Annotated in this window: 15 protein-coding genes and 1 tRNA gene; 9 read left to right on the top strand and 7 right to left on the bottom strand. The window is 54.4% G+C overall.

Annotated elements, in window-relative coordinates; genetic code table 11:
* Nucleotides 1-52 precede the first annotated feature (52 nt).
* Together rcsB and rcsD are read right to left on the bottom strand one after the other, a co-directional pair.
* Complete coding sequence (gene rcsB / locus ACTJJA_RS13675) at nt 53-703, bottom strand: response regulator transcription factor RcsB (protein ID WP_003859405.1); 651 nt, start codon at nt 701-703, stop codon at nt 53-55.
* Between the two features lie 16 nt (nt 704-719).
* The gene (gene rcsD, locus ACTJJA_RS13670) at nt 720-3,392 is read right to left on the bottom strand and encodes a phosphotransferase RcsD (protein WP_440668457.1); all 2,673 of its coding nucleotides are present in this window, start codon (nt 3,390-3,392) and stop codon (nt 720-722) included.
* A gap of 742 nt (nt 3,393-4,134) precedes the next feature.
* On the opposite strand from rcsD, the gene ACTJJA_RS13665 reads away from it, so the two are divergent.
* The 6 genes from ACTJJA_RS13665 (at nt 4,135) to mgtE (ending at nt 11,471) form a co-directional block, all read left to right on the top strand.
* The gene (locus ACTJJA_RS13665; protein WP_126816609.1) at nt 4,135-5,226 is read left to right on the top strand and encodes a porin OmpC; all 1,092 of its coding nucleotides are present in this window, start codon (nt 4,135-4,137) and stop codon (nt 5,224-5,226) included.
* A gap of 104 nt (nt 5,227-5,330) precedes the next feature.
* Nucleotides 5,331-6,386, top strand: a complete 1,056-nt coding sequence (gene apbE / locus ACTJJA_RS13660) for an FAD:protein FMN transferase ApbE (protein WP_440668456.1) — start codon at nt 5,331-5,333, stop codon at nt 6,384-6,386.
* A 72-nt stretch (nt 6,387-6,458) separates the two neighbouring features.
* Nucleotides 6,459-7,517, top strand: coding sequence for a bifunctional DNA-binding transcriptional regulator/O6-methylguanine-DNA methyltransferase Ada (gene ada, locus ACTJJA_RS13655; RefSeq protein WP_440668568.1), 1,059 nt, complete (start codon nt 6,459-6,461; stop codon nt 7,515-7,517).
* Nucleotides 7,517-8,167 (top strand): DNA oxidative demethylase AlkB, encoded by a 651-nt coding sequence (gene alkB / locus ACTJJA_RS13650; protein ID WP_411777390.1) that lies wholly within the window; start codon nt 7,517-7,519, stop codon nt 8,165-8,167. The genes ada and alkB overlap by 1 nt, the downstream gene beginning before the upstream one ends.
* 75 nt (nt 8,168-8,242) lie before the next feature.
* The gene (locus tag ACTJJA_RS13645) at nt 8,243-9,886 is read left to right on the top strand and encodes a multidrug ABC transporter permease/ATP-binding protein (protein ID WP_108416618.1); all 1,644 of its coding nucleotides are present in this window, start codon (nt 8,243-8,245) and stop codon (nt 9,884-9,886) included.
* 148 nt (nt 9,887-10,034) lie between these two features.
* Nucleotides 10,035-11,471, top strand: a complete 1,437-nt coding sequence (mgtE, locus tag ACTJJA_RS13640) for a magnesium transporter (protein ID WP_042716638.1) — start codon at nt 10,035-10,037, stop codon at nt 11,469-11,471.
* On the opposite strand, the gene ACTJJA_RS13635 is transcribed toward mgtE, so the two are convergent.
* A complete protein-coding gene (locus tag ACTJJA_RS13635; protein ID WP_440668567.1) occupies nt 11,434-12,723 on the bottom strand; it encodes a SulP family inorganic anion transporter in 1,290 nt (429 codons plus the stop codon). The genes mgtE and ACTJJA_RS13635 overlap by 38 nt on opposite strands.
* 187 nt (nt 12,724-12,910) lie before the next feature.
* Here ACTJJA_RS13635 and mqo point away from each other — a divergent pair, with 187 nt between their 5' ends.
* The gene (gene mqo, locus ACTJJA_RS13630) at nt 12,911-14,560 is read left to right on the top strand and encodes a malate dehydrogenase (quinone) (RefSeq protein ID WP_440668455.1); all 1,650 of its coding nucleotides are present in this window, start codon (nt 12,911-12,913) and stop codon (nt 14,558-14,560) included.
* Nucleotides 14,561-14,652: 92 nt separating this feature from the next.
* Here the strand turns inward: mqo and eco are convergent, their stop codons facing one another.
* Nucleotides 14,653-15,159 carry a serine protease inhibitor ecotin gene (gene eco / locus ACTJJA_RS13625; protein ID WP_440668454.1) on the bottom strand — a complete coding sequence of 169 codons (507 nt, stop codon included), beginning with the start codon at nt 15,157-15,159 and terminating at the stop codon, nt 14,653-14,655.
* 202 nt (nt 15,160-15,361) lie between these two features.
* Between eco and ACTJJA_RS13620 the strand changes: the two genes are divergently transcribed.
* On the top strand, nt 15,362-15,622 hold the full coding sequence (locus ACTJJA_RS13620) for a DUF2534 family protein (RefSeq protein ID WP_010433451.1): 261 nt from the start codon (nt 15,362-15,364) through the stop codon (nt 15,620-15,622).
* A 126-nt stretch (nt 15,623-15,748) separates the two neighbouring features.
* Nucleotides 15,749-16,936: an MFS transporter gene (locus ACTJJA_RS13615; protein WP_440668453.1), complete on the top strand. Its 1,188-nt coding sequence runs from the start codon at nt 15,749-15,751 to the stop codon at nt 16,934-16,936.
* A 37-nt stretch (nt 16,937-16,973) separates the two neighbouring features.
* Here the strand turns inward: ACTJJA_RS13615 and ACTJJA_RS13610 are convergent.
* The 3 genes from ACTJJA_RS13610 to ACTJJA_RS13600 all read right to left on the bottom strand — a co-directional run bounded on the left by ACTJJA_RS13610 (nt 16,974) and on the right by ACTJJA_RS13600 (nt 19,128).
* Nucleotides 16,974-17,050, bottom strand: a tRNA-Pro gene (locus ACTJJA_RS13610).
* Between the two features lie 73 nt (nt 17,051-17,123).
* Entirely contained in the window at nt 17,124-18,881 is a 1,758-nt protein-coding gene (gene yejM / locus ACTJJA_RS13605; RefSeq protein WP_440668452.1) for an LPS biosynthesis-modulating metalloenzyme YejM, read from the bottom strand.
* Nucleotides 18,882-18,900: 19 nt separating this feature from the next.
* On the bottom strand, nt 18,901-19,128 hold the full coding sequence (locus tag ACTJJA_RS13600; protein WP_001135586.1) for a YejL family protein: 228 nt from the start codon (nt 19,126-19,128) through the stop codon (nt 18,901-18,903).
* Nucleotides 19,129-19,215: the final 87 nt, after the last annotated feature.

Genomic DNA, 19,215 nt, shown 5'->3' with positions numbered 1-19,215 from the left:
GGGTTTTGTAGGCCGGGTAAGCGCCAGCGCCACCCGGCATTTACAGTGGGGATCAATCCTTATCCGTTGCGCTCAGCGTCACGGAGGAGAGATAGTTGAGCAGCGCAATATCATTGTCCACACCCAGCTTCATCATTGCTGATTTCTTCTGGCTGCTGATGGTTTTAATACTGCGGTTCAGCTTCTTGGCAATCTCGGTTACCAGGAAACCTTCTGCGAAGAGACGCAGAACTTCGCTCTCTTTTGGAGACAGGCGCTTGTCGCCATAGCCGCCCGCGCTGATTTTCTCCAGCAGGCGGGAGACGCTTTCAGGCGTGAATTTCTTGCCTTTCTGCAGCGCTGCCAGCGCTTTTGGCAGGTCGGTTGGTGCACCTTGCTTCAGCACAATCCCTTCGATATCCAGATCCAACACTGCGCTCAGAATCGCCGGGTTGTTGTTCATGGTCAGAACGATGATCGAGATGTCCGGGAAGTGACGTTTAATGTATTTGATGAGCGTGATCCCATCACCGTATTTGTCTCCAGGCATGGACAGGTCGGTAATGAGCACGTGTGCATCAAGTTTAGGAAGGTTATTGATCAGTGCTGTAGAGTCTTCAAATTCACCGACTACATTCACCCACTCGATCTGTTCAAGTGATTTGCGAATACCGAACAGTACAATCGGATGGTCATCGGCAATAATTACGTTCATATTGTTCATGTATAAGGCTACCTTGCTACAGCAAGCTCTTGACATAGGCGTCAATGTCGCTGATGTATTTTTCAATGCCAGAGGCATCTTTCTCACGAATTAGATGTTCCAGCGTTTCACATAACTGCTTGCCGGGAACCAGATTAAGCATGGCAAACACCCCTTTAAGCCGGTGTGCTGTCTGTGCCAGCGCTGCAAAATCATTCGCAGCGGACTCAGTATACAACCGCTTAACATCATCTGGTACTGTATCAACAAAGAGTGAATAGTATCCGCTGGCGTGGAGCTCGGCATTTTCATTGCCGCCTAACGGTGATTCCGCTATCTCTTCCTGCGCCAGTTGCTCTTCTATAAGTTGTAGTACAGCTTCCTGCATCGCATTGCTTATATTAAAGTTGACGCGCAGCTGGCCTGGGCCGATTTTTCGCACGCCTGACTCATCATCGCTTAAAAGCAAGCCTGTGGCAGTAAGATTAGACGGATTATCAGTTAAAAATAGATCAAATTCTTGACTCGCAAGCCTTTCGTCCGGCGTGATGCAGGCCGCACCCCAGTTTTCTAACTGGCGAACCACGATATTGCGGATCTCGTTTGAGGTCACATCGACCATCACCACCACATCATCCAGCAGACGTTCTTCATCTTCTTCCTGTGGATTCGCCGCCATTTTGACATGCAGCGAGTAGCGTGTGCCGAGGGATTCACGCGCCTTAATATTCAGATGACCGCCCAGTTTACGTGCCAGCTGATCGCACAGCCAGAAGGTGAGGGCGTTCGCTTTGCCGTAGTGGTCACTCTGGGTATCGTTCAGGAACGGGAAGTGCAGATTATCAATTTCACTTACGGTGACGCCTTCACCCGTGTCCAGAATACGGAACGTCAGGCGATCCTCCGTCGATTCGTCAGTGCTGACTTCGAGAGTGATCTTACCGATCTGAGTGGTGGTGACCGAATACTGGATCAGCATCAGCAGGATCCGACGCAGCGCTTCGCGATCGCCATGGCGCTCGTCATTCGCCGGGAGGTGGTTGTTTATCAGCAGCTGCAGCCCTTTGCGCTTAATGACCGGGAGCACCTCCGGAACCACTTCATCGATCAGATCCTGGATAGAAAAGAGCGTTGGTGTGCCTTTCCAGATGTCATTTTCCAGCATGTTTGCGAGCTGAATTTCGTCCACCATACGCACCAGCGACTCGGCTTGGCTCGTCAACTGCTGGCCTTCTGGCGTATTCAGACCCGCAGCCTGAGCAGCCAGCGTTTTTAGCGGTTGTTTGAACGCATCACCGATATTTTGCATAAACGCCGTGCGGCCATGCTGGTTTTTCTCGTAAAGCCGCTGCGCCTGCTTGAGCTTTTTGTTGACCAGCACTTCACGGTCCTGATCGCGAATAACAAAGATTTGCGTACGGGATGCAACCTGGCTGCTGAACTGACGGATCTCATACAGTTCGTTATTAATGGTCGCCTGAATTACCCCCTGGTGCTGGTCCGCCATCGCCGTGATGTTCTGCAGGTTCAGGTGGGGAAGAAGGTGATCGGCAATCTTGTTGCTCATCACGGTGCGGTTGGCTTCCTGATCGTGAACAAGCACCCCGAGCGGCAGGACCGAAATAATCTCTTCATTCAGGGCGCGCAATACGCGAAGTTCATTACTGGTGCCCGCAGAGACAGCAGAGGCGTCACTCTGACGTCCCGGCTGGAAGCGGAACGTGCTGTAGCCAAACAGCGCCAGCGCCAGCAAACCGATGTTCAGCAGCAGCGGCAGCAGGATGTTTTGCAATGTATCAAGCAGCAAGGTGCCAAACGGCACCTGCCACACCAGACGCATGCCGGTTGAATTTAACGATGACGCAATTTCGATTTTTGAGCCGTTAAATGAAATAGAGACACTCTCAGTCCCTTCTTTATCCGGCGGGTTGCGCAGGTTTTGCGTGCTGTTGTCAGGCTCCAGGCGGAAGCTGTCCAGCGGCATGTCCGGGGGGATCAGGTCATTGATCGGCAGATCGAACGCCACCACGGTTGCGAGGTGTCCCGGCTGGTTAAACGTCGTGCGCAGCGTAAAGTAATGCCCATTTTGCCAGGCCAGACGTCGCAAAGAGGAGAAACTCTCGCGCTCATCCAGGGCGTTGGCTTGCTGCAACATTTCTGCGCGGCGTGAATCCACAATGCTCCCTACCGTCGTCTCTTTAAATCCGGATGAGAGGTCTTTGAGCGGCAGGGTAGAGATCAGGATCATGCTGTTGTCCTGACCGTTCAGGTAGTACATCGACCAGGGCACGGTCTCTGCGCCCCAGAGAGTATCAAGATAGGTTGAAATGCGCTGCGTCATCTCAAGCGTCGCGCTGTCATGCGAACCGAAAATCAGGGCTTCTGTCTTACGCTGAGGTTTTTCCAGGTAATACACATCCTGCTTAAGGCGTGTCTCCTGTAATCCTTCCCCGGTGGTGGTTGCGGGCGCGGCGGCAATGTTGTCGTAGATCTGCCAGGTCGCATAGCGCCATGTGTCGATCCGTTTGTGTACCGCATGCGTGATATCAACGATCTGGTAACTCTTGTCCTTCAGCCAGGCATTGACCGCACTTTGAACCATGACCCCCATCGTGACCAACAGCACAACGATCAATAGAAGAAAGAAACGGGTGATGCTCCCAGGAAGGAGGGAGAATTTGCTCAGGGCGGTAGTTTCAGTCTGACTCATTGATATCTTTAACCCGTGATGGCCGTGCTTTAAGGGGATACGGCAGTATAAAGGGTAAAACCTGAATTTCCAGCGTCATGGTCTGAGAATGACGGACTTTTTCCACGAAGAATGTCGGCAGTGCTCGGTGCGTGAAATATGTACAAATGACGGCGGGGTGTATAAATATAAATCGACATCTTTTCGGGAATAGCACGAATAAACAAGAAATTGAGTTTTGTAGAAATGATGCGGGTCTGCGAAGGGTCAGGGGGCGATTTAGTTAATAGTCGTTACGATTTCGGAGCGGTAGCACAAGAAAAATATAGTTGCGTAAAGAAAGGTAAAAAAAAACCGAACGCTCGGCATTCGGTTCAATTAGGGATAAACAGACATTCAAAACTGAATGACGGTAATAAATAAAGTTAATGATGATAGCGAGAGTTATTTTAGTGATATTGGCTTGTTTTGTTTTATCATTCAGTGCTGTCATGATTTTTTATCTAATTGGCTGATTTTAAGTTAATTTTTTTTCATTTTGATTATTGGTGCTATATTTTTAACCCCTGCGTGCTTTGTAAAAGTTCCTTGATGTTTACAAATTGAAACATCTTGATAGGTAAATGAAACATCTTAAAAGTTTTCGTATCATATTCTCGTTGGATTATTCTGTATTTTTGAGGAGAATGAAGTTGCCGACTGGTTAAGAGGGTTAACCAGTAAGCAGTGGTAATAATAAGGCATATAACAGAGGGTTAATAAAATGAAAGTTAAAGTACTGTCCCTCCTGGTACCAGCACTGCTGGTAGCAGGCGCAGCAAATGCGGCTGAAATTTATAACAAAGACGGCAACAAATTAGATCTGTACGGTAAAGTTGATGGTCTGCACTATTTCTCTGATGACGACAGCGTTGACGGCGACCAGACCTACATGCGTCTTGGCTTCAAGGGCGAAACGCAGGTTAATGACCAACTGACCGGTTACGGCCAGTGGGAATACCAGATTCAGGGTAACTCCGGCGAAAACGAAAACAACTCCTGGACGCGTGTGGCGTTCGCGGGTCTGAAATTTGCCGACGCGGGTTCTTTCGATTACGGTCGTAACTACGGTGTTGTTTACGATGTCACCTCCTGGACTGACGTACTGCCAGAATTCGGCGGCGACACCTACGGTTCTGACAACTTCATGCAGCAGCGTGGTAATGGCTTCGCGACCTACCGTAACCAGGACTTCTTCGGTCTGGTTGATGGCCTGAACTTCGCGCTGCAGTATCAGGGTAAAAACGGTAGCGTGAGCGGTGAAGACCAGACCAACAACGGTCGTTCTGCACTCCGTCAGAACGGTGATGGCTACGGTGGTTCTATCACTTACGATCTGGGCGAAGGCTTCGGTATCGGTACTGCTCTCACCAGCTCTAAACGTACCAACTCCCAGAACGACATGGGCTTCGGTACCGGCGATCGTGCTGACACCTACACCGGTGGTCTGAAATACGACGCGAACAACCTCTACCTCGCTGCACAGTACACCCAGACCTACAATGCGACCCGCGCGGGCGATCTGGGCTGGGCTAACAAAGCACAGAACTTCGAAGTGGTTGCACAGTACCAGTTCGACTTCGGTCTGCGTCCATCCGTGGCTTACCTGCAGTCTAAAGGTAAGGATCTGGAAAACGGCTACGGCGACCAGGATATCCTGAAATATGTTGACGTGGGCGCGACTTACTACTTCAACAAAAACATGTCCACCTATGTTGATTACAAAATCAACCTGCTGGACGAGAACGACTTCACTCGTAGCGCTGGCATCAGCACTGACGATGTCGTCGCGCTGGGTCTGGTTTACCAGTTCTAATCGCTTCATTGCGTAACTAAGGGGCCTTCTGGCCCCTTTTTTTGGGTCTTACAACGGGACCATTTTGGTGTACTCTTGCCGCCCTGGCATGAGGATAATAATGAATGGATATGACTTTTTTACGCGCCAGCGTTCTGGCTATGCTTTTTTTCCTGACAGCGTGTGACGCGCCTGCACCCTCAGCACAAACTGACGCGCCAGCGGCGACGGTGCTGGAAGGAAAAACGATGGGCACCTTCTGGCGTGTGAGCGTCATGCATCTCGACACGGCGCGGGCTGACGAACTTCGCGGCAAAATTCAGTCCCAGCTCGACGCTGATGACGAGCTGCTTTCAACCTATAAAAACGACTCAGCGCTCATGCGTTTTAACCTCTCAACCAGCACCTCTCTGTGGCCGGTGAGTGAAGCCATGGCCGATATTGTGACGGAGTCAATGCGCGTGGGGTATAAAACCAACGGCGCGATGGACGTGACCGTCGGCCCGCTGGTGAATCTGTGGGGCTTTGGCCCCAACAAGCAGCCGGTGACCACGCCTGACCAGGCGGCGATTGATGACGCCCGCGCGCGCACCGGGCTGCAACACCTGACGGTCATTAACCAGTACGGTCAACAATATCTGCAAAAAGACATTCCCGATCTCTTTGTCGATCTCTCAACGGTAGGCGAGGGGTATGCGGCAGATCATCTTGCGGCGCTGATGGAGCGTGAAGGCATTTCCCGCTATCTGGTCTCGGTGGGCGGTGCGCTCGTCAGCCGGGGGATGAACGCCAGTGGCAAACCGTGGCGGGTGGCCATTCAAAAACCGACAGACCGGCAAAACGCGGTGCAGGCGATTGTGGATATCAATGGCCACGGGATCAGCACCTCAGGAAGCTATCGAAACTATTATGAGCTCGACGGCAAACGCATTTCGCATGTCATCGATCCACAGACCGGCCGTCCGATTACCCATAATCTTGTTTCCGTTACGGTGATCGCGCCGACGGCACTGGAAGCGGACGCCTGGGATACCGGCCTGATGGTTCTCGGCCCGGAAAAGGCCAAAGAGGTGGCGCGGCAGGAACAGCTCGCGGTCTATATGATCACCAAAGAGGGCGACGGGTTCAAAACCTGGAGCTCGCCGCAGTTTACGGGCTTCCTGGTGAGCGAAAAAAATTAAAAAGCAAGGTTGCGGGTTTTTGTTCGGTGGCACTCGGGCAAGGTAGGATTATGCTTGTAAGAGGAGCTGATGATGAAAAACGTAACCTTTACTACCGATGAAGATCGCTGGCAAGCCGTGCTTGGCCGCGATCCTCGCGCCGATAATCAGTTTGTCTTTGCGGTTCAGACGACGGGGATTTATTGCCGTCCGTCCTGTCGTGCCCGCCACGCGCTGCGTAAAAATGTCCGCTTCTATCCTGATGCTCAGCACGCTGTTCAGGACGGCTTTCGCCCCTGCAAACGCTGTATGCCGGACAAGCTCAACCCACATCAGCAGACGCTGGCGAAAGTTGAACAGGCCTGCCGCCTGCTGGAGCAGGATCCGGCGTTAACGCTGGAGGCGCTGGCGCAGAAGGTCGGCAGCAGTCCTTTCCATTTCCACCGTCTGTTTAAATCCGTGACCGGCATGACGCCTAAAGCCTGGCAGCAGGCCGCGCGGGAACACCGTCTGCGCAGCGCGCTGGCGCAGGGGGATAAAATTACCGACGCTGTACTGGCGGCAGGGTTTCCCGATAGCAGCAGTTATTACCGGAAAGCCGATGAGGCGTTGGGGATGACGGCGAAGCAGTACCGCAGCGGGGATGTCGCGGTTCGTTACGCCATCAGCGACTGTTCCCTGGGGCGTTGTCTGGTTGGCGAAAGCGAGCGCGGGATCTGCGCAATCCTGCTGGGTGACGACGATGCGACTTTAGAAGGGGAGCTGTTGACGCTGTTTCCCCGCGCGGAGCGAGAAGTGCTTGAAGGTCCGTTCGCGCAGCGCATCCAGCAGGTGATGAGCACTATTGACAGCCGCTCTGTGCCGCTGACGCTTCCGCTGGATATCCGCGGAACGGCTTTTCAGCAGCAGGTCTGGCAGGCCCTTCGCAACATTCCCTGTGGTGAAACGGCAAGCTACCAACAGGTGGCAAAGGCGATGGGCAAACCCAATGCCGTACGCGCCGTGGCAGGTGCCTGCGCTGCAAACAAACTGGCGATCGTCATTCCCTGCCATCGCGTAGTGCGAAACGACGGGACGCTTTCGGGTTATCGTTGGGGAACGGCACGAAAAGCGATATTGCTTAAACGTGAGGCGAATCGCCGGGAGGAATAATGCTCGATCTTTTTGCCGATGCGGAGCCCTGGCAGGAGCCGCTCGCGCCGGGGGCGGTGATCCTGCGCCGCTTTGCGCTTTCCCGCGCAGCGGCGTTACTGACAGGCATTGATGAGGTGGCGGCCGTCTCGCCATTTCGCCATATGGTGACGCCGGGCGGGTATACCATGTCGGTGGCGATGACCAACTGCGGTCAACTCGGCTGGGCGACCAACGAACGCGGCTATCTGTATGCGCCCAATGATCCCACCACCGGCAAGCCTTGGCCGCCGATGCCGGATGCATTTCAGCGACTCTGCCACGAGGCTGCGGTTGCCGCCGGGTATGCCGATTTTCAGCCGGATGCCTGTCTGATCAACCGCTATGCTGTCGGGGCAAAACTGTCGCTGCATCAGGATAAGGATGAGCCGGATCTGCGCGCGCCAATCGTTTCGGTCTCTCTGGGTCTGCCCGCTGTTTTTCAGTTTGGTGGATTACGTCGTAACGATCCGCTTAAGCGTCTGATGCTGGAGCACGGTGATGTGGTGGTCTGGGGCGGCGAGTCGAGGCTCTTTTATCACGGCATTCAACCGCTTAAACCTGGTGTTCACCCGCAAACGGGGGCGTTTCGCTTTAACCTGACGTTCCGTCAGGCGGCTTATGGCGAATAAAAATAAGAATTATTCTTGATGTAAACGCAAGGCAGTTTACACTGCGGGCTGATTTTCTTGTCCGGATTGCTCTGCATGCAACTACTTCTTCTTGTCTGGCGTCAGTATCGCTGGCCTTTTATTGCGGTGATGGCGTTAAGCCTTGCCAGCGCCGCGCTGGGTATCGGCCTGATCGCCTTTATCAACGTCCGTTTGATTGAAATGGTCGACACCTCGCTGGCCGTTCTGCCGGAATTCCTGGGTTTATTGCTGCTGCTGATGGCGGTCACGCTGGGTTCACAGTTGGCCCTGACCGCGCTCGGCCACCACTTCGTTTTCCGTCTGCGCAGCGAATTTATCAAGCGGATCCTCGACACGCAGGTTGAGCGCGTGGAGCAACTCGGCAGTGCCTCCCTGCTTGCAGGGCTGACCAGCGACGTGCGCGCCATTACCATCGCCTTTGTGCGTCTGCCGGAGCTGGTGCAAGGTATCATTTTGACCTTCGGTTCGGCGGCCTACCTTGCCTGGCTCTCCACTAAAATGCTGGCGGTTACCGCGTTGTGGATTGTCATCACCATCTGGGGCGGGTTCCTGCTGGTGTCGCGCGTCTACAAACACATGGCGGTACTTCGCGAAACCGAAGATAAACTTTACAACGATTACCAGACGGTGCTGGAAGGGCGCAAAGAGCTGACCCTGAACCGCGAGCGCGCTGAACATATTTTCAATAATCTCTATATCCCGGACGCGCGCGAATACCGGCATCACATCATTCGCGCCGATACCTTCCACCTGAGCGCGGTGAACTGGTCGAACATCATGATGCTGGGTGCCATTGGCCTGGTGTTCTGGATGGCGAACAGCCTGGGCTGGGCGGACACCAACGTGGCGGCAACCTACTCGCTGACGCTGCTGTTTTTGCGCACGCCGCTGCTCTCGGCCGTCGGTGCGTTGCCCACCTTGCTGAGTGCGCAGGTGGCATTTAATAAGCTCAAAAAATTCGATCTCGCGCCGTTTAAGGCTGAATTCCCGCGTCCGCAGGCCTTCCCGAACTGGCAAACGCTGGAATTGCGTAACGTCACATTCCGCTATCAGGACAACGCCTTCTCTGTAGGGCCGGTTAACCTGACGATTCACCGTGGCGAGCTGTTGTTCCTGATTGGCGGCAACGGCAGCGGTAAATCCACGCTGGCGATGTTACTGACCGGGCTTTATCAACCACAGTCGGGCGAGATTTTGCTGGACGGTAAGGCGCTGAGCGCAGAGAAACCGGAGGATTACCGCAAGCTTTTCTCGGCGGTATTTACCGACGTCTGGCTGTTTGATCGGCTGCTGGGGCCGGAAGGCCAGCAGGCCAATCCGGCGCTGGTGGAGAAGTGGCTTGGGCATCTGCAGATGTCGCACAAGCTTGAGCTTCAGGACGGCAAGATCCTGAACCTTAAGCTCTCGAAAGGGCAGAAAAAGCGCGTGGCGCTGCTGCTGGCCCTGGCGGAAGAGCGTGACATCATCCTGCTGGATGAATGGGCGGCAGATCAGGACCCGCATTTCCGCCGCGAGTTTTATCAGGTGCTGCTGCCGCTGATGCAGGAGATGGGCAAAACCATTTTCGCCATCAGCCACGACGATCATTACTTCATTCACGCCGACCGTCTGCTGGAGATGCGCGACGGCACGCTGAGCGAGCTGACCGGTGAAGAGCGCGATGCAGCATCGCGTGACGCGGTGGCGCGCACGGCCTGATGCCCTCACCCTAACCCTCTCCCACAGGGAGAGGGGATAGATCGTGGCCGTAGTGGCGTTTTTTTCTCCATCCCGCCCCGTTGTTTATTCTTATTTACATATCCCCGCGCTATGCTTAATGCCAACTCATTTAATGGATTTATGATTGATGTCGGTATTAAAGAAAAACAGCGCCAGACAGCGTGACCAGGAGCGTGCGCGACTTATCTGGCTTCTCACGACCGATAAAGCGGTTACTTCTGCGTTATTAGGCAAACTGACCCTGGCTGAGCAATATGATGTCGGCACCTTAGCCGACGATATTGCTGAGGTAGGTGCGCTGGTTGCTCATTTACCCCCGCCGGATCTGGCGGATACCCTCGAAGCGCTTCCCTCGGAAGAACGCCACGCCCTGTGGCGGCTGGTGCAGGATCACGAGCGCGGACAGGTGCTGCTTGAGGCGTCGGAAAACGTCTGGGACGACCTGATCGATGAGATGAGCGACCGCGATATCCTGGATGCCCTGCAAACGCTGGATATCGACGAGCAGATTTACCTCGTTCAGCACCTGCCGCGAAACCTGACCGGTCGCCTGCTGGCGTCACTGCCTGCGGAGGAGCGGGCGCGCGTGCGTCAGGTGATGCACTACGAGAAAAACAGCGTCGGCGCGATCATGGAGTTCGGCGTCATCATGGTGCGTCCTGACGTCACGCTCGGTACGGTGCAGCGCTATTTGCGACGTCTGGGCAGCATGCCGGACAACACCGATAAACTGTTCGTTACCTCCCGGGACAAAACTCTGCTCGGCGAGCTGGAGCTGAAAACCATCCTGCTGAACAGTACCCAGCGGCGGGTGAGCGAGGTGATGGAAACCGAGCCGATGGTTTTCTCCCCGGAAGACGATGCGGAAAAAGCGGCACGAACCTTCGAACGTGACGACCTTGTGAGCGCGGCGGTAGTGGATTCCGTCGGCAAGCTGATGGGGCGTCTGACCATCGATGAAATCATTGACGTGGTTTATGAAGAGACCGATAACGACTTACGTGCTCTCGGTGGGATCAGCGCGGAAGATGACGTCCATGCATCTGTGGGCAAAGCGGTCAAAACCCGCTGGGCGTGGCTGGCCATTAACCTCTGTACCGCGTTTATTGCCTCGCGGGTGATTGACGGCTTTGAACACACTATTTCACAGCTGGTGGCGCTCGCCTCGCTGATGCCGATCGTCGCAGGGATTGGTGGCAACACCGGAAACCAGACGATAACCATGATCGTTCGCGCCCTGGCGCTGGAAAATATTCAGCCGGGTAACTTTTCGTGGCTCATTTTTAGAGAGATGGGCGTCGCGCTTATTAACGGCCTGGTGTGGGGCGGGATTATGGGCGGCATCACCTGGTGGTTGTACGACGATATGGCGCTGGGCGGCGTGATGATGCTGGCGATGGTGCTGAACCTGCTGGTGGCGTCGATAATGGGCGTGATTATCCCGCTGACGATGACCAAACTGGGGCGCGACCCCGCGGTGGGGTCGAGCGTGATGATTACCGCCATCACCGATACCGGTGGTTTCTTTATTTTTCTTGGGCTGGCGACGATTTTTCTTCTGTAGCCCGACGTTTAATGCGGGCGGGAAGCAGTGCCATGACGATAATCCCGCCCAGCACGCCAATCGCCAGATTACCGGTTGATACCGTGGCGGCAACGGTGACCAGCATGACCACCGTTTCCGCTATCGGGGCATTTTTTACTGTTGCAGGCTGAAGGCTGTGCCAGCTGAAGGTTTTAACGGCGACAATCGCCATGATCCCCGCGAGCACCGCCATCGGGATTTTGGCCATCACTTCGCTGAGCGCCGTCACCAGGATCAGCAGCACGATGCCCGCCGCAAGCGTTGAAATACGGCTTCGGCCCTTGCCCATCTCCACGTTGACGATGGTTTGTCCGATCATCGCGCAGCCCGCAATGCCGCCATAAAAACCCGACAGAATATTGCCGACGCCTAATCCAATGCTTTCGCGGCGTTTACTTGACGGCGTTGCGGTCAGCTCATCCACCAGCTTTGCCGTCAGCAGGGATTCCAGCAGGCCGACGAACGCGATACTCAGCGCGCACGGCCAGATAATGCTCAGCGTCTGCATATTGAGCGGAACCAACAGCTCGGTAAGCCCCGGCAAGCCGCCGCTCATGGAGCCTTCATCGCCCACGGTCGGCAGGATTTGGCCGGTTGAAACGGTGAACAAGGTTAACAGCACAATCGCAATCAGCGGGGAAGGGATGCTTTTGATATAGCGCGGCACCCACAGCACGATCAGCAGCGTCAGCACGAACAGGCCCACAATCAGCGGGCTGCGGCTCCAGAAATGCGGCACCTGCGCGAAGAAGATCAAAATGCCCAGGGCGTTAACAAACCCGGTCATGACCGACTGGGGAATAAAGCGCATTAGTCTTGCCATGCCCAGTACGCCAAACAGAATCTGAATCACGCCAGCCATCAGCACGGCGGGAAGAATGTACTGTACGCCATGCTGATGCACCATTGGGCCAATGACCAGCGCCACGGAACCGGCCGCGGCCGTGACCATCGCCGGACGACCACCGAGTACAGACAGGGCAAGACACAAGACCACGGAGGCGATCAGGCTGACCTTCGGGTCAACGCCCGCCACCACGGAAAATGAGATGACCTCGGGGATCAGCGCCAGAGCGGTAATCACCCCCGCCAGCATTTCACGCGTCAGCAGCTTAGGGGAACGCAGCACGTTGGCTACGCGGTCTTCGGGGGATACAGCTGAATGGGGTAAGGACATAACAGTTCGCTGGTTAGGGCAGGCTTCCGTGCGCGCGATCACAAAGTGCAGCATAGTATCCACAAAATTCAGTGATTGCCAGTTGCCAGCGTAATCCCCTACAAACAATCCATCATTAAATTTCACAATTACAATAATTTCGTAACCTTTAAACAATATTTAAAAGTTGTTACCGTGCCCCCGCAGCTTTTTTCACCTGCAATTTCCACGCATCAAGCACTTTTACACTAAGGCATAAATTATGAAAAAAATGACTGCCATGCTCTTTTCTCTGGCCGTGGGGCTTAACACCGTCTCAATGGCGGCGAAAGCAGACGCACCAAAAGAGCAGGAAACGGACGTCCTATTAATTGGTGGCGGTATCATGAGCGCCACGCTGGGAACTTATCTGCACGAACTGCAGCCGGACTGGTCCATGACCATGGTTGAACGCCTCGATGGCGTGGCGCAGGAGAGCTCTAACGGCTGGAACAACGCCGGTACCGGACACTCGGCACTCATGGAACTGAACTATACGCCGCAGAAAAAGGACGGTTCCATTAGTATCGAGAAGGCGGTAGAGATCAACGAAGCGTTCCAGATCTCACGCCAGTTCTGGTCACACCAGGTCAACAGCGGCGTGATGCACGATCCGCACTCCTTCATCAACACCGTACCGCACATGAGCTTTGTGTGGGGCGACCAGAACGTCAACTTCCTGCGCGCGCGCTATGCCGCTCTGCAGCAGAGCACCTTGTTCCGCGGGATGAAATACTCTGAAGATCATGCCCAGATCAAAGAGTGGGCGCCGCTGGTGATGGAAGGTCGTGACCCGAATCAGAAAGTAGCAGCGACCCGTACCGAAATTGGTACTGACGTCAACTACGGTGAAATTACCCGTCAGTTGGTCGCGTCTCTGAAGAAAAAAGAGAACTTCAATCTGCAGCTCAGCACCGAAGTGCGCGGCTTTAAGCGCAACGCGGACAACAGCTGGAGCGTGACCGTTGCCGATCTGAAAAACAATGAAGCCGAACACGTGATCAAGGCGAAATTTGTCTTCATCGGTGCCGGTGGTGCGGCGCTGAAGCTGCTGCAGGAGTCCGGTATTCCTGAAGCTGACGACTATGCGGGCTTCCCGGTCGGCGGCCAGTTCCTGGTGTCCGATAACCCGGAGGTGGTTAATCGTCATCTGGCAAAAGTGTACGGTCAGGCTTCTGTAGGTGCGCCGCCGATGTCCGTTCCGCATATCGATACCCGTATGCTTGACGGCAAACGCGTGGTGCTGTTTGGACCGTTCGCGACCTTCTCCACCAAGTTCCTGAAAAACGGTTCTCTGTGGGATCTGCTGAGCGCCACGACCACCTCTAACGTCAAGCCGATGATGGACGTAGGGCTGGATAACTTCGACCTGGTGAAATACCTGATTAGCCAGGTGATGCTCTCTGACGACGACCGTTTCGAGGCGCTGAAAGAGTACTATCCGCAGGCGAAGAAAGAAGACTGGCGTTTGTGGCAGGCGGGTCAGCGCGTACAAATCATCAAACGCGATCCGAAAGAGGGCGGCGTGCTGCGTCTGGGTACGGAAGTGGTGAGCGACAAGGATGGCACCATTGCCGCGCTGCTGGGTGCTTCACCGGGTGCGTCTACCGCTGCGCCAATCATGCTGCACCTGATGGAAAAAGTGTTTAAGGATAAAGTTTCCAGCCCGGAATGGCAGGCGAAGCTGAAAACCATTATTCCATCCTACGGCACGAAGCTGAACGGTAACGTGGACGCGACGGAGCAGGAGCTGGAATACACCAGCCGCGTACTGCAGCTGCAATATGTTAAGCCGCAGGCTGCTGATGCTGCACCAAAAGCGGAGCTGAAGCCTCAGGCGGAAAACAAACCGGTTGCGGATATCGCGCTGTAGCGTAAAAAAGCCGGGTGGCGCTGACGCTTACCCGGCCTACGTCGGTGTTGTTTTGTAGGTCGGGTAAGGCAAAGCCGCCACCCGACTTATTTTTAACGTACTACCGCTTGTCCGACAGTTTCATCTGCCTTCCACACGCGATACTTCACTTCCACGTTTTCAGGCGTATAGACCACAATCGGCAACTTGCTGTTATAGCGCAGCAGGCTGTTATCACCCAGATACGCGGTGACAAATTTCTTCTCTTTTTTGCTGTCCGGGCACGCCATCATGGTGGAAACCGGAGACGTCACTTTGTCGAAGACATAGTAGTCGTAACCCCAGCCTTCCAGGGTTTTGCTTTCCAGCTGACCGCCCAGACGGTGCTGGTTGCAGTCCACTTCCAGCGTCTTGCCGATTAACAGCTCGACTTTAAAGTTCGCTTCTTCCTGCTGCGCCGGTAACTGAATTACCTGACGCTTCATCCCTTTTTCAGCTTGCGGATACGGCGCGACTTTTTCAAGCGGCTGTTCACTTTGCGTGTTACTGGCGAAAGCCCCGGTGCTGACACAGGCGGCGATAAGAGCGATAGCAAATTTAGGTGCGTTTTTCACAGTCATTCCTTTAAGTCAAAACGATCCTGCCGAGATTAACATAACTGCCATGAATGACTGGAGTGATTTACTTATATTTTCATTGAGAGCAGTGCAATAAACTGCATTCTTGCATTAAAAATGGTTTTTAATGCTGGTGTGGAGTCGGTGGGGAGATCGTGTTATTTTAAGCGTCAGATAATGTTATTCATCTGTAAAGGGAAGAGAGATGGTTCGCGCAAAACTGAAAACACCTGAAGGCCGTAAATTCCTGCTGGCGCTGCTGGTTGTGTTTATGATTGCTGCTGCATGCGTTGGACGGGCAACCATTGTTGGCGTCATTGAACAGTACAACATTCCCCTTTCTGCATGGACGACCAGCATGTACGTTCTGCAATCGGCGATGATCTTTGTTTACAGCCTGGTGTTCACCGTTCTGCTTGCCATTCCGCTGGGCATTTTCTTCCTGGGCGGACGCGATAAGCACTGATCGTTTATCGGCGAGAATCAAGCCAGCCTCTCGGGCTGGCTTTTTTTATGTCTGATGATATTTATTCGCATTTCCAGGATATTCTGTGTCGAACGAGATTGTTCTACAGAAAGCAGGAGATGCTCAATGTTATCCCGGTTTGCAACGCTCAGCCGGATCCCGAAAGGAGTCTGGGTTGTGGGTGGAGTCAGTATGTTGATGGATATCTCCTCGGAGATCATTCACAGCCTGCTGCCGTTGTTTATGGTCACAACGCTCGGTGCCAGCGTGATTTTCATCGGTCTTATTGAAGGTTTGGCGGAAGCCACGGCGCTTTTTATTAAAGTTTTTTCCGGTGCAATCAGCGACTACCTCGGCAAGCGAAAAGGGCTGGCGGTGTTGGGCTATGGGCTGGGCGCGCTGAGTAAACCGCTGTTCGCCATCGCCTCGTCATCCGGCATGATTCTGGGGGCACGACTCATCGACCGGGTAGGGAAGGGGATCCGCGGCGCACCGCGGGACGCGCTGGTCGCTGACGTGACGCCGCCCGAACTGCGCGGTGCGGCGTTCGGTCTGCGTCAGTCTATGGATACCATCGGTGCATTTCTTGGCCCCTTGCTGGCCGTTGGGTTAATGCTGCTGTGGAACGACGATTTTCGCACCATATTCTGGATCGCAGTGATCCCCGGCGTGCTCGCGGTAGCGTTACTTTTCTTCGGACTTCGTGAACCGAAAACCCCTGTCGAACATAAGCGAACCAATCCGATTAAAAAAGAGAACCTGAAGCGGCTGGGCAAAGGCTGCTGGTGGGTCATTGGACTGGGGGGCGTCTTCACTCTGGCTCGCTTTAGTGAAGCGTTTCTGGTGCTTCGCGCGCAGCAGTCGGGCGTCCCGCTGGCGTTGATCCCACTGGTGATGGTGGCCATGAACCTGCTCTATTTCCTGTCAGCCTATCCTTTTGGCAAGCTCTCAGACTCAATGAGCCACACCCGGCTGCTGCAGTGGGGGTTGGTGGTATTGATAGGTGCCGACGTTGTGCTGGCGCTGAGTTCTCACTGGGGCGGGATTCTTTTAGGCGTCGCGCTGTGGGGCTTGCACATGGGGATGACGCAGGGACTGTTGGCGGCAATGATTGCGAAAACCGCACCAGCAGATTTACGCGGCACCGCCTACGGCATTTTCAGCATGGTCAGTGGCGTCGGCTTGCTTATTGCCAGCGTGGGGGCGGGAGCGATCTGGGAAACGGCAGGCGCAGAATATACGTTTTATGCCGGGGCGGTGATTTGTCTCGCTACGCTGGTTTACTTGCGTAAAACGCCGGACGCGCTGCAATAAAAAAACCAGCCGTAAAAGGCTGGTTTTCAATGTGTTTTGGTCGGCACGAGAGGATTTGAACCTCCGACCCCCGACACCCCATGACGGTGCGCTACCAGGCTGCGCTACGTGCCGACGCATGAAAGGAATACTACTCGATTCCTTTTTGAATGCAAGGGGAAGAACGCGCTAACTGGTTTATTATTAATCAGTTAGCAATAAACCGTTTCTCGTCCGTCAGGACCTGCAACAGCAGGCTGAGCTGTGGTTTTTGGTCCTTCAGCTTCTCGCCCTTCAGGTTATAGGTCTGATAACTCCCGTTACTGTTCAGTACCAGCGTCAGCTCAGGCGTCGTGACCGCCAGCGTATTGCCACCTGCGGCAGTCACCCAGTTGTGACGACGAGTGGCGCTAAAGAGATCTTGCCCCTGAGAGTACTCGTTAGCCGGCGTGCTGATGTGCAACAGGCGCTGCATCAATGTGGTCATCACATCTTTATGATCGGTAAGCAAATTGATGCGCTGCGCAGGGGTACCCGGCCAGTGAACGATCAGTGGCACATGCAGGTTCGGACGTGACCAGGCCATGCTCTCCATCTCGTCGCCCAGTGGCACGCCATGGCCCGCAGTGATAATCACTACCGTATTGTCCAGCTTGCCCGAGTCGTTCAGGGCGGTCAGCACGCGCGCAATTTGTGCATCAACGTCACCTGCCGCACGAGTGTAACGACGGGTGAAGCCTTTCTGATTGCTGTCATCCGTAGTGCCGTTAAACGCAACCCAGGAGAACCAGCGGTTATCTTCCTGAGCGTAGCGCTGCAGCCAGTTAATCCACTGGTTTGCCGTCTGGGTGTCAGACTGGCTCTGCGCGGCAGGCAGAGAGAAATCAGAGAGCAGAGCCTGACGGTACAGCGAACTGTTGAAGCCATCGGACGCGAACAGCCCCAGCTGATAACCTTGCTGGTTAAGCCCGGTGATCAATGCTGCTGGCGTGCGTGAAGACAGTACGCCATCCATGTAGCTCGGCGATATTCCATAGAACAGGCCAAAAATACCCGCGTCGGTTGAGTTGCCCGAGCTCATATGCTGCGTAAAGGTGATGTTCTTATCCCCGAACGCCGCCAGTGCGGGCATCTGCTTCTCGTAGCGCGAATAGTTCAGACCATCAACGGTGATCAGCAGAACGTTTTGCCCGCGGCCCATGTCGCGATAGCGCAAATCGCTCAGCGGATACTGCACGCTGACCGCTTCCGGATTACCTTGCTCGACCAGGCGACGCTGATACTCCTGCGCATCCAGCAGACCGTGTTTCTCAAGGAAACGACGTGCCGTCATCGGATACGAGAGCGGCAGGTTTGCGCGCTGCATGGTGATAGGACGATAGAAGTTCGCATCCGCCCAGATATACATGAGGTGCGAACTGATGAATGAGATGAAAAAGAGCGCGGCAACGGGCTTCGCGTAATGGCGCCGCCGGGTGAGGCTTCGCAGCTTCTGCCAGCTCCAGGTGGCGAACAGCATCTCAATCAGAAGAATAATGGGCACGCTGATAAACATCAGCTGCCAGTCACGTGCGGTCTCGTTCTGATCGGGGTTAATGACCAGCTCCCAGACAATAGGGTTGAGATGCAGGTGGAAACGGGTAAAGACTTCGCTGTCGATCAGCAAAAGCGTCATGCCCGCGGTCGCAAGGATGGCGGACAAGAACCGCATCAGACGCTGCGACATGACGATAAACGTCAGAGGGAACAGGATGAGCAGATAGGTGGCGAAGACCAGAAAGCTAAAGTGACCGACCAGGCTTATCCAGGAGTAAACACGTCCGATAAGCGTGGTGGGCCAGTCCGCCACAAACAGATAACGGCAGCCGAGAACCATCGCCAACAAAATGTTGAACAGGGCAAACCAGTGCCCCCAGCTGACCATCTGGGAGACTTTTTCACGGTAGCGCTGACGATTCGTCACCATAAACTGTTGTTCGTTTCCCTTAGTGTGCCTGGTCGTCGCTAACCGAGGACTGCAGTGCCTGGGCGAAAGATTTGGCGATCGCCTGACGTTGAGCCGGAGCAACGCTGGTGTTGATAAGGTTGGTAACCATATTTCCCAAAACCATCAGGGAGAGATCGGTTGGCGTTTTATGTTTTTCCAGTACGTTGACCAGCTCACTGAGCAGTTGTTCAACGTGTTCGTCACTGTAGCGGGAATGTTGTGGCATAAATCAAAATCAGTTTGTTGAGAGAAGGGCGACATATTACCGTAGCAACAGCTTTTTTTCCCCTTTTTTATCTTCTGTTGCACACAT

It is taken from the genome of Enterobacter sp. 22452, assembly GCF_052045065.1.
Taxonomy (GTDB): Bacteria; Pseudomonadota; Gammaproteobacteria; order Enterobacterales; family Enterobacteriaceae; genus Enterobacter; species Enterobacter mori.
The sequence above is the reverse complement of the archived record's forward strand: the minus strand, read 5'-3'. Positions and strand labels throughout refer to the sequence as shown.

Excerpts from the sequence above, each read along its gene's own strand:
- rcsB (WP_003859405.1), bottom strand. The coding sequence starts at position 703 with ATGAACAATATGAACGTAATTATTGCCGATGACCATCCGATTGTACTG.
- rcsD (WP_440668457.1), bottom strand. The coding sequence starts at position 3,392 with ATGAGTCAGACTGAAACTACCGCCCTGAGCAAATTCTCCCTCCTTCCT.
- ACTJJA_RS13665 (WP_126816609.1), top strand. The coding sequence starts at position 4,135 with ATGAAAGTTAAAGTACTGTCCCTCCTGGTACCAGCACTGCTGGTAGCA.
- apbE (WP_440668456.1), top strand. The coding sequence starts at position 5,331 with ATGGATATGACTTTTTTACGCGCCAGCGTTCTGGCTATGCTTTTTTTC.
- ada (WP_440668568.1), top strand. The coding sequence starts at position 6,459 with ATGAAAAACGTAACCTTTACTACCGATGAAGATCGCTGGCAAGCCGTG.
- alkB (WP_411777390.1), top strand. The coding sequence starts at position 7,517 with ATGCTCGATCTTTTTGCCGATGCGGAGCCCTGGCAGGAGCCGCTCGCG.
- ACTJJA_RS13645 (WP_108416618.1), top strand. The coding sequence starts at position 8,243 with ATGCAACTACTTCTTCTTGTCTGGCGTCAGTATCGCTGGCCTTTTATT.
- mgtE (WP_042716638.1), top strand. The coding sequence starts at position 10,035 with ATGTCGGTATTAAAGAAAAACAGCGCCAGACAGCGTGACCAGGAGCGT.
- ACTJJA_RS13635 (WP_440668567.1), bottom strand. The coding sequence starts at position 12,723 with ATGCTGCACTTTGTGATCGCGCGCACGGAAGCCTGCCCTAACCAGCGA.
- mqo (WP_440668455.1), top strand. The coding sequence starts at position 12,911 with ATGAAAAAAATGACTGCCATGCTCTTTTCTCTGGCCGTGGGGCTTAAC.
- eco (WP_440668454.1), bottom strand. The coding sequence starts at position 15,159 with ATGACTGTGAAAAACGCACCTAAATTTGCTATCGCTCTTATCGCCGCC.
- ACTJJA_RS13620 (WP_010433451.1), top strand. The coding sequence starts at position 15,362 with ATGGTTCGCGCAAAACTGAAAACACCTGAAGGCCGTAAATTCCTGCTG.
- ACTJJA_RS13615 (WP_440668453.1), top strand. The coding sequence starts at position 15,749 with ATGTTATCCCGGTTTGCAACGCTCAGCCGGATCCCGAAAGGAGTCTGG.
- yejM (WP_440668452.1), bottom strand. The coding sequence starts at position 18,881 with ATGGTGACGAATCGTCAGCGCTACCGTGAAAAAGTCTCCCAGATGGTC.
- ACTJJA_RS13600 (WP_001135586.1), bottom strand. The coding sequence starts at position 19,128 with ATGCCACAACATTCCCGCTACAGTGACGAACACGTTGAACAACTGCTC.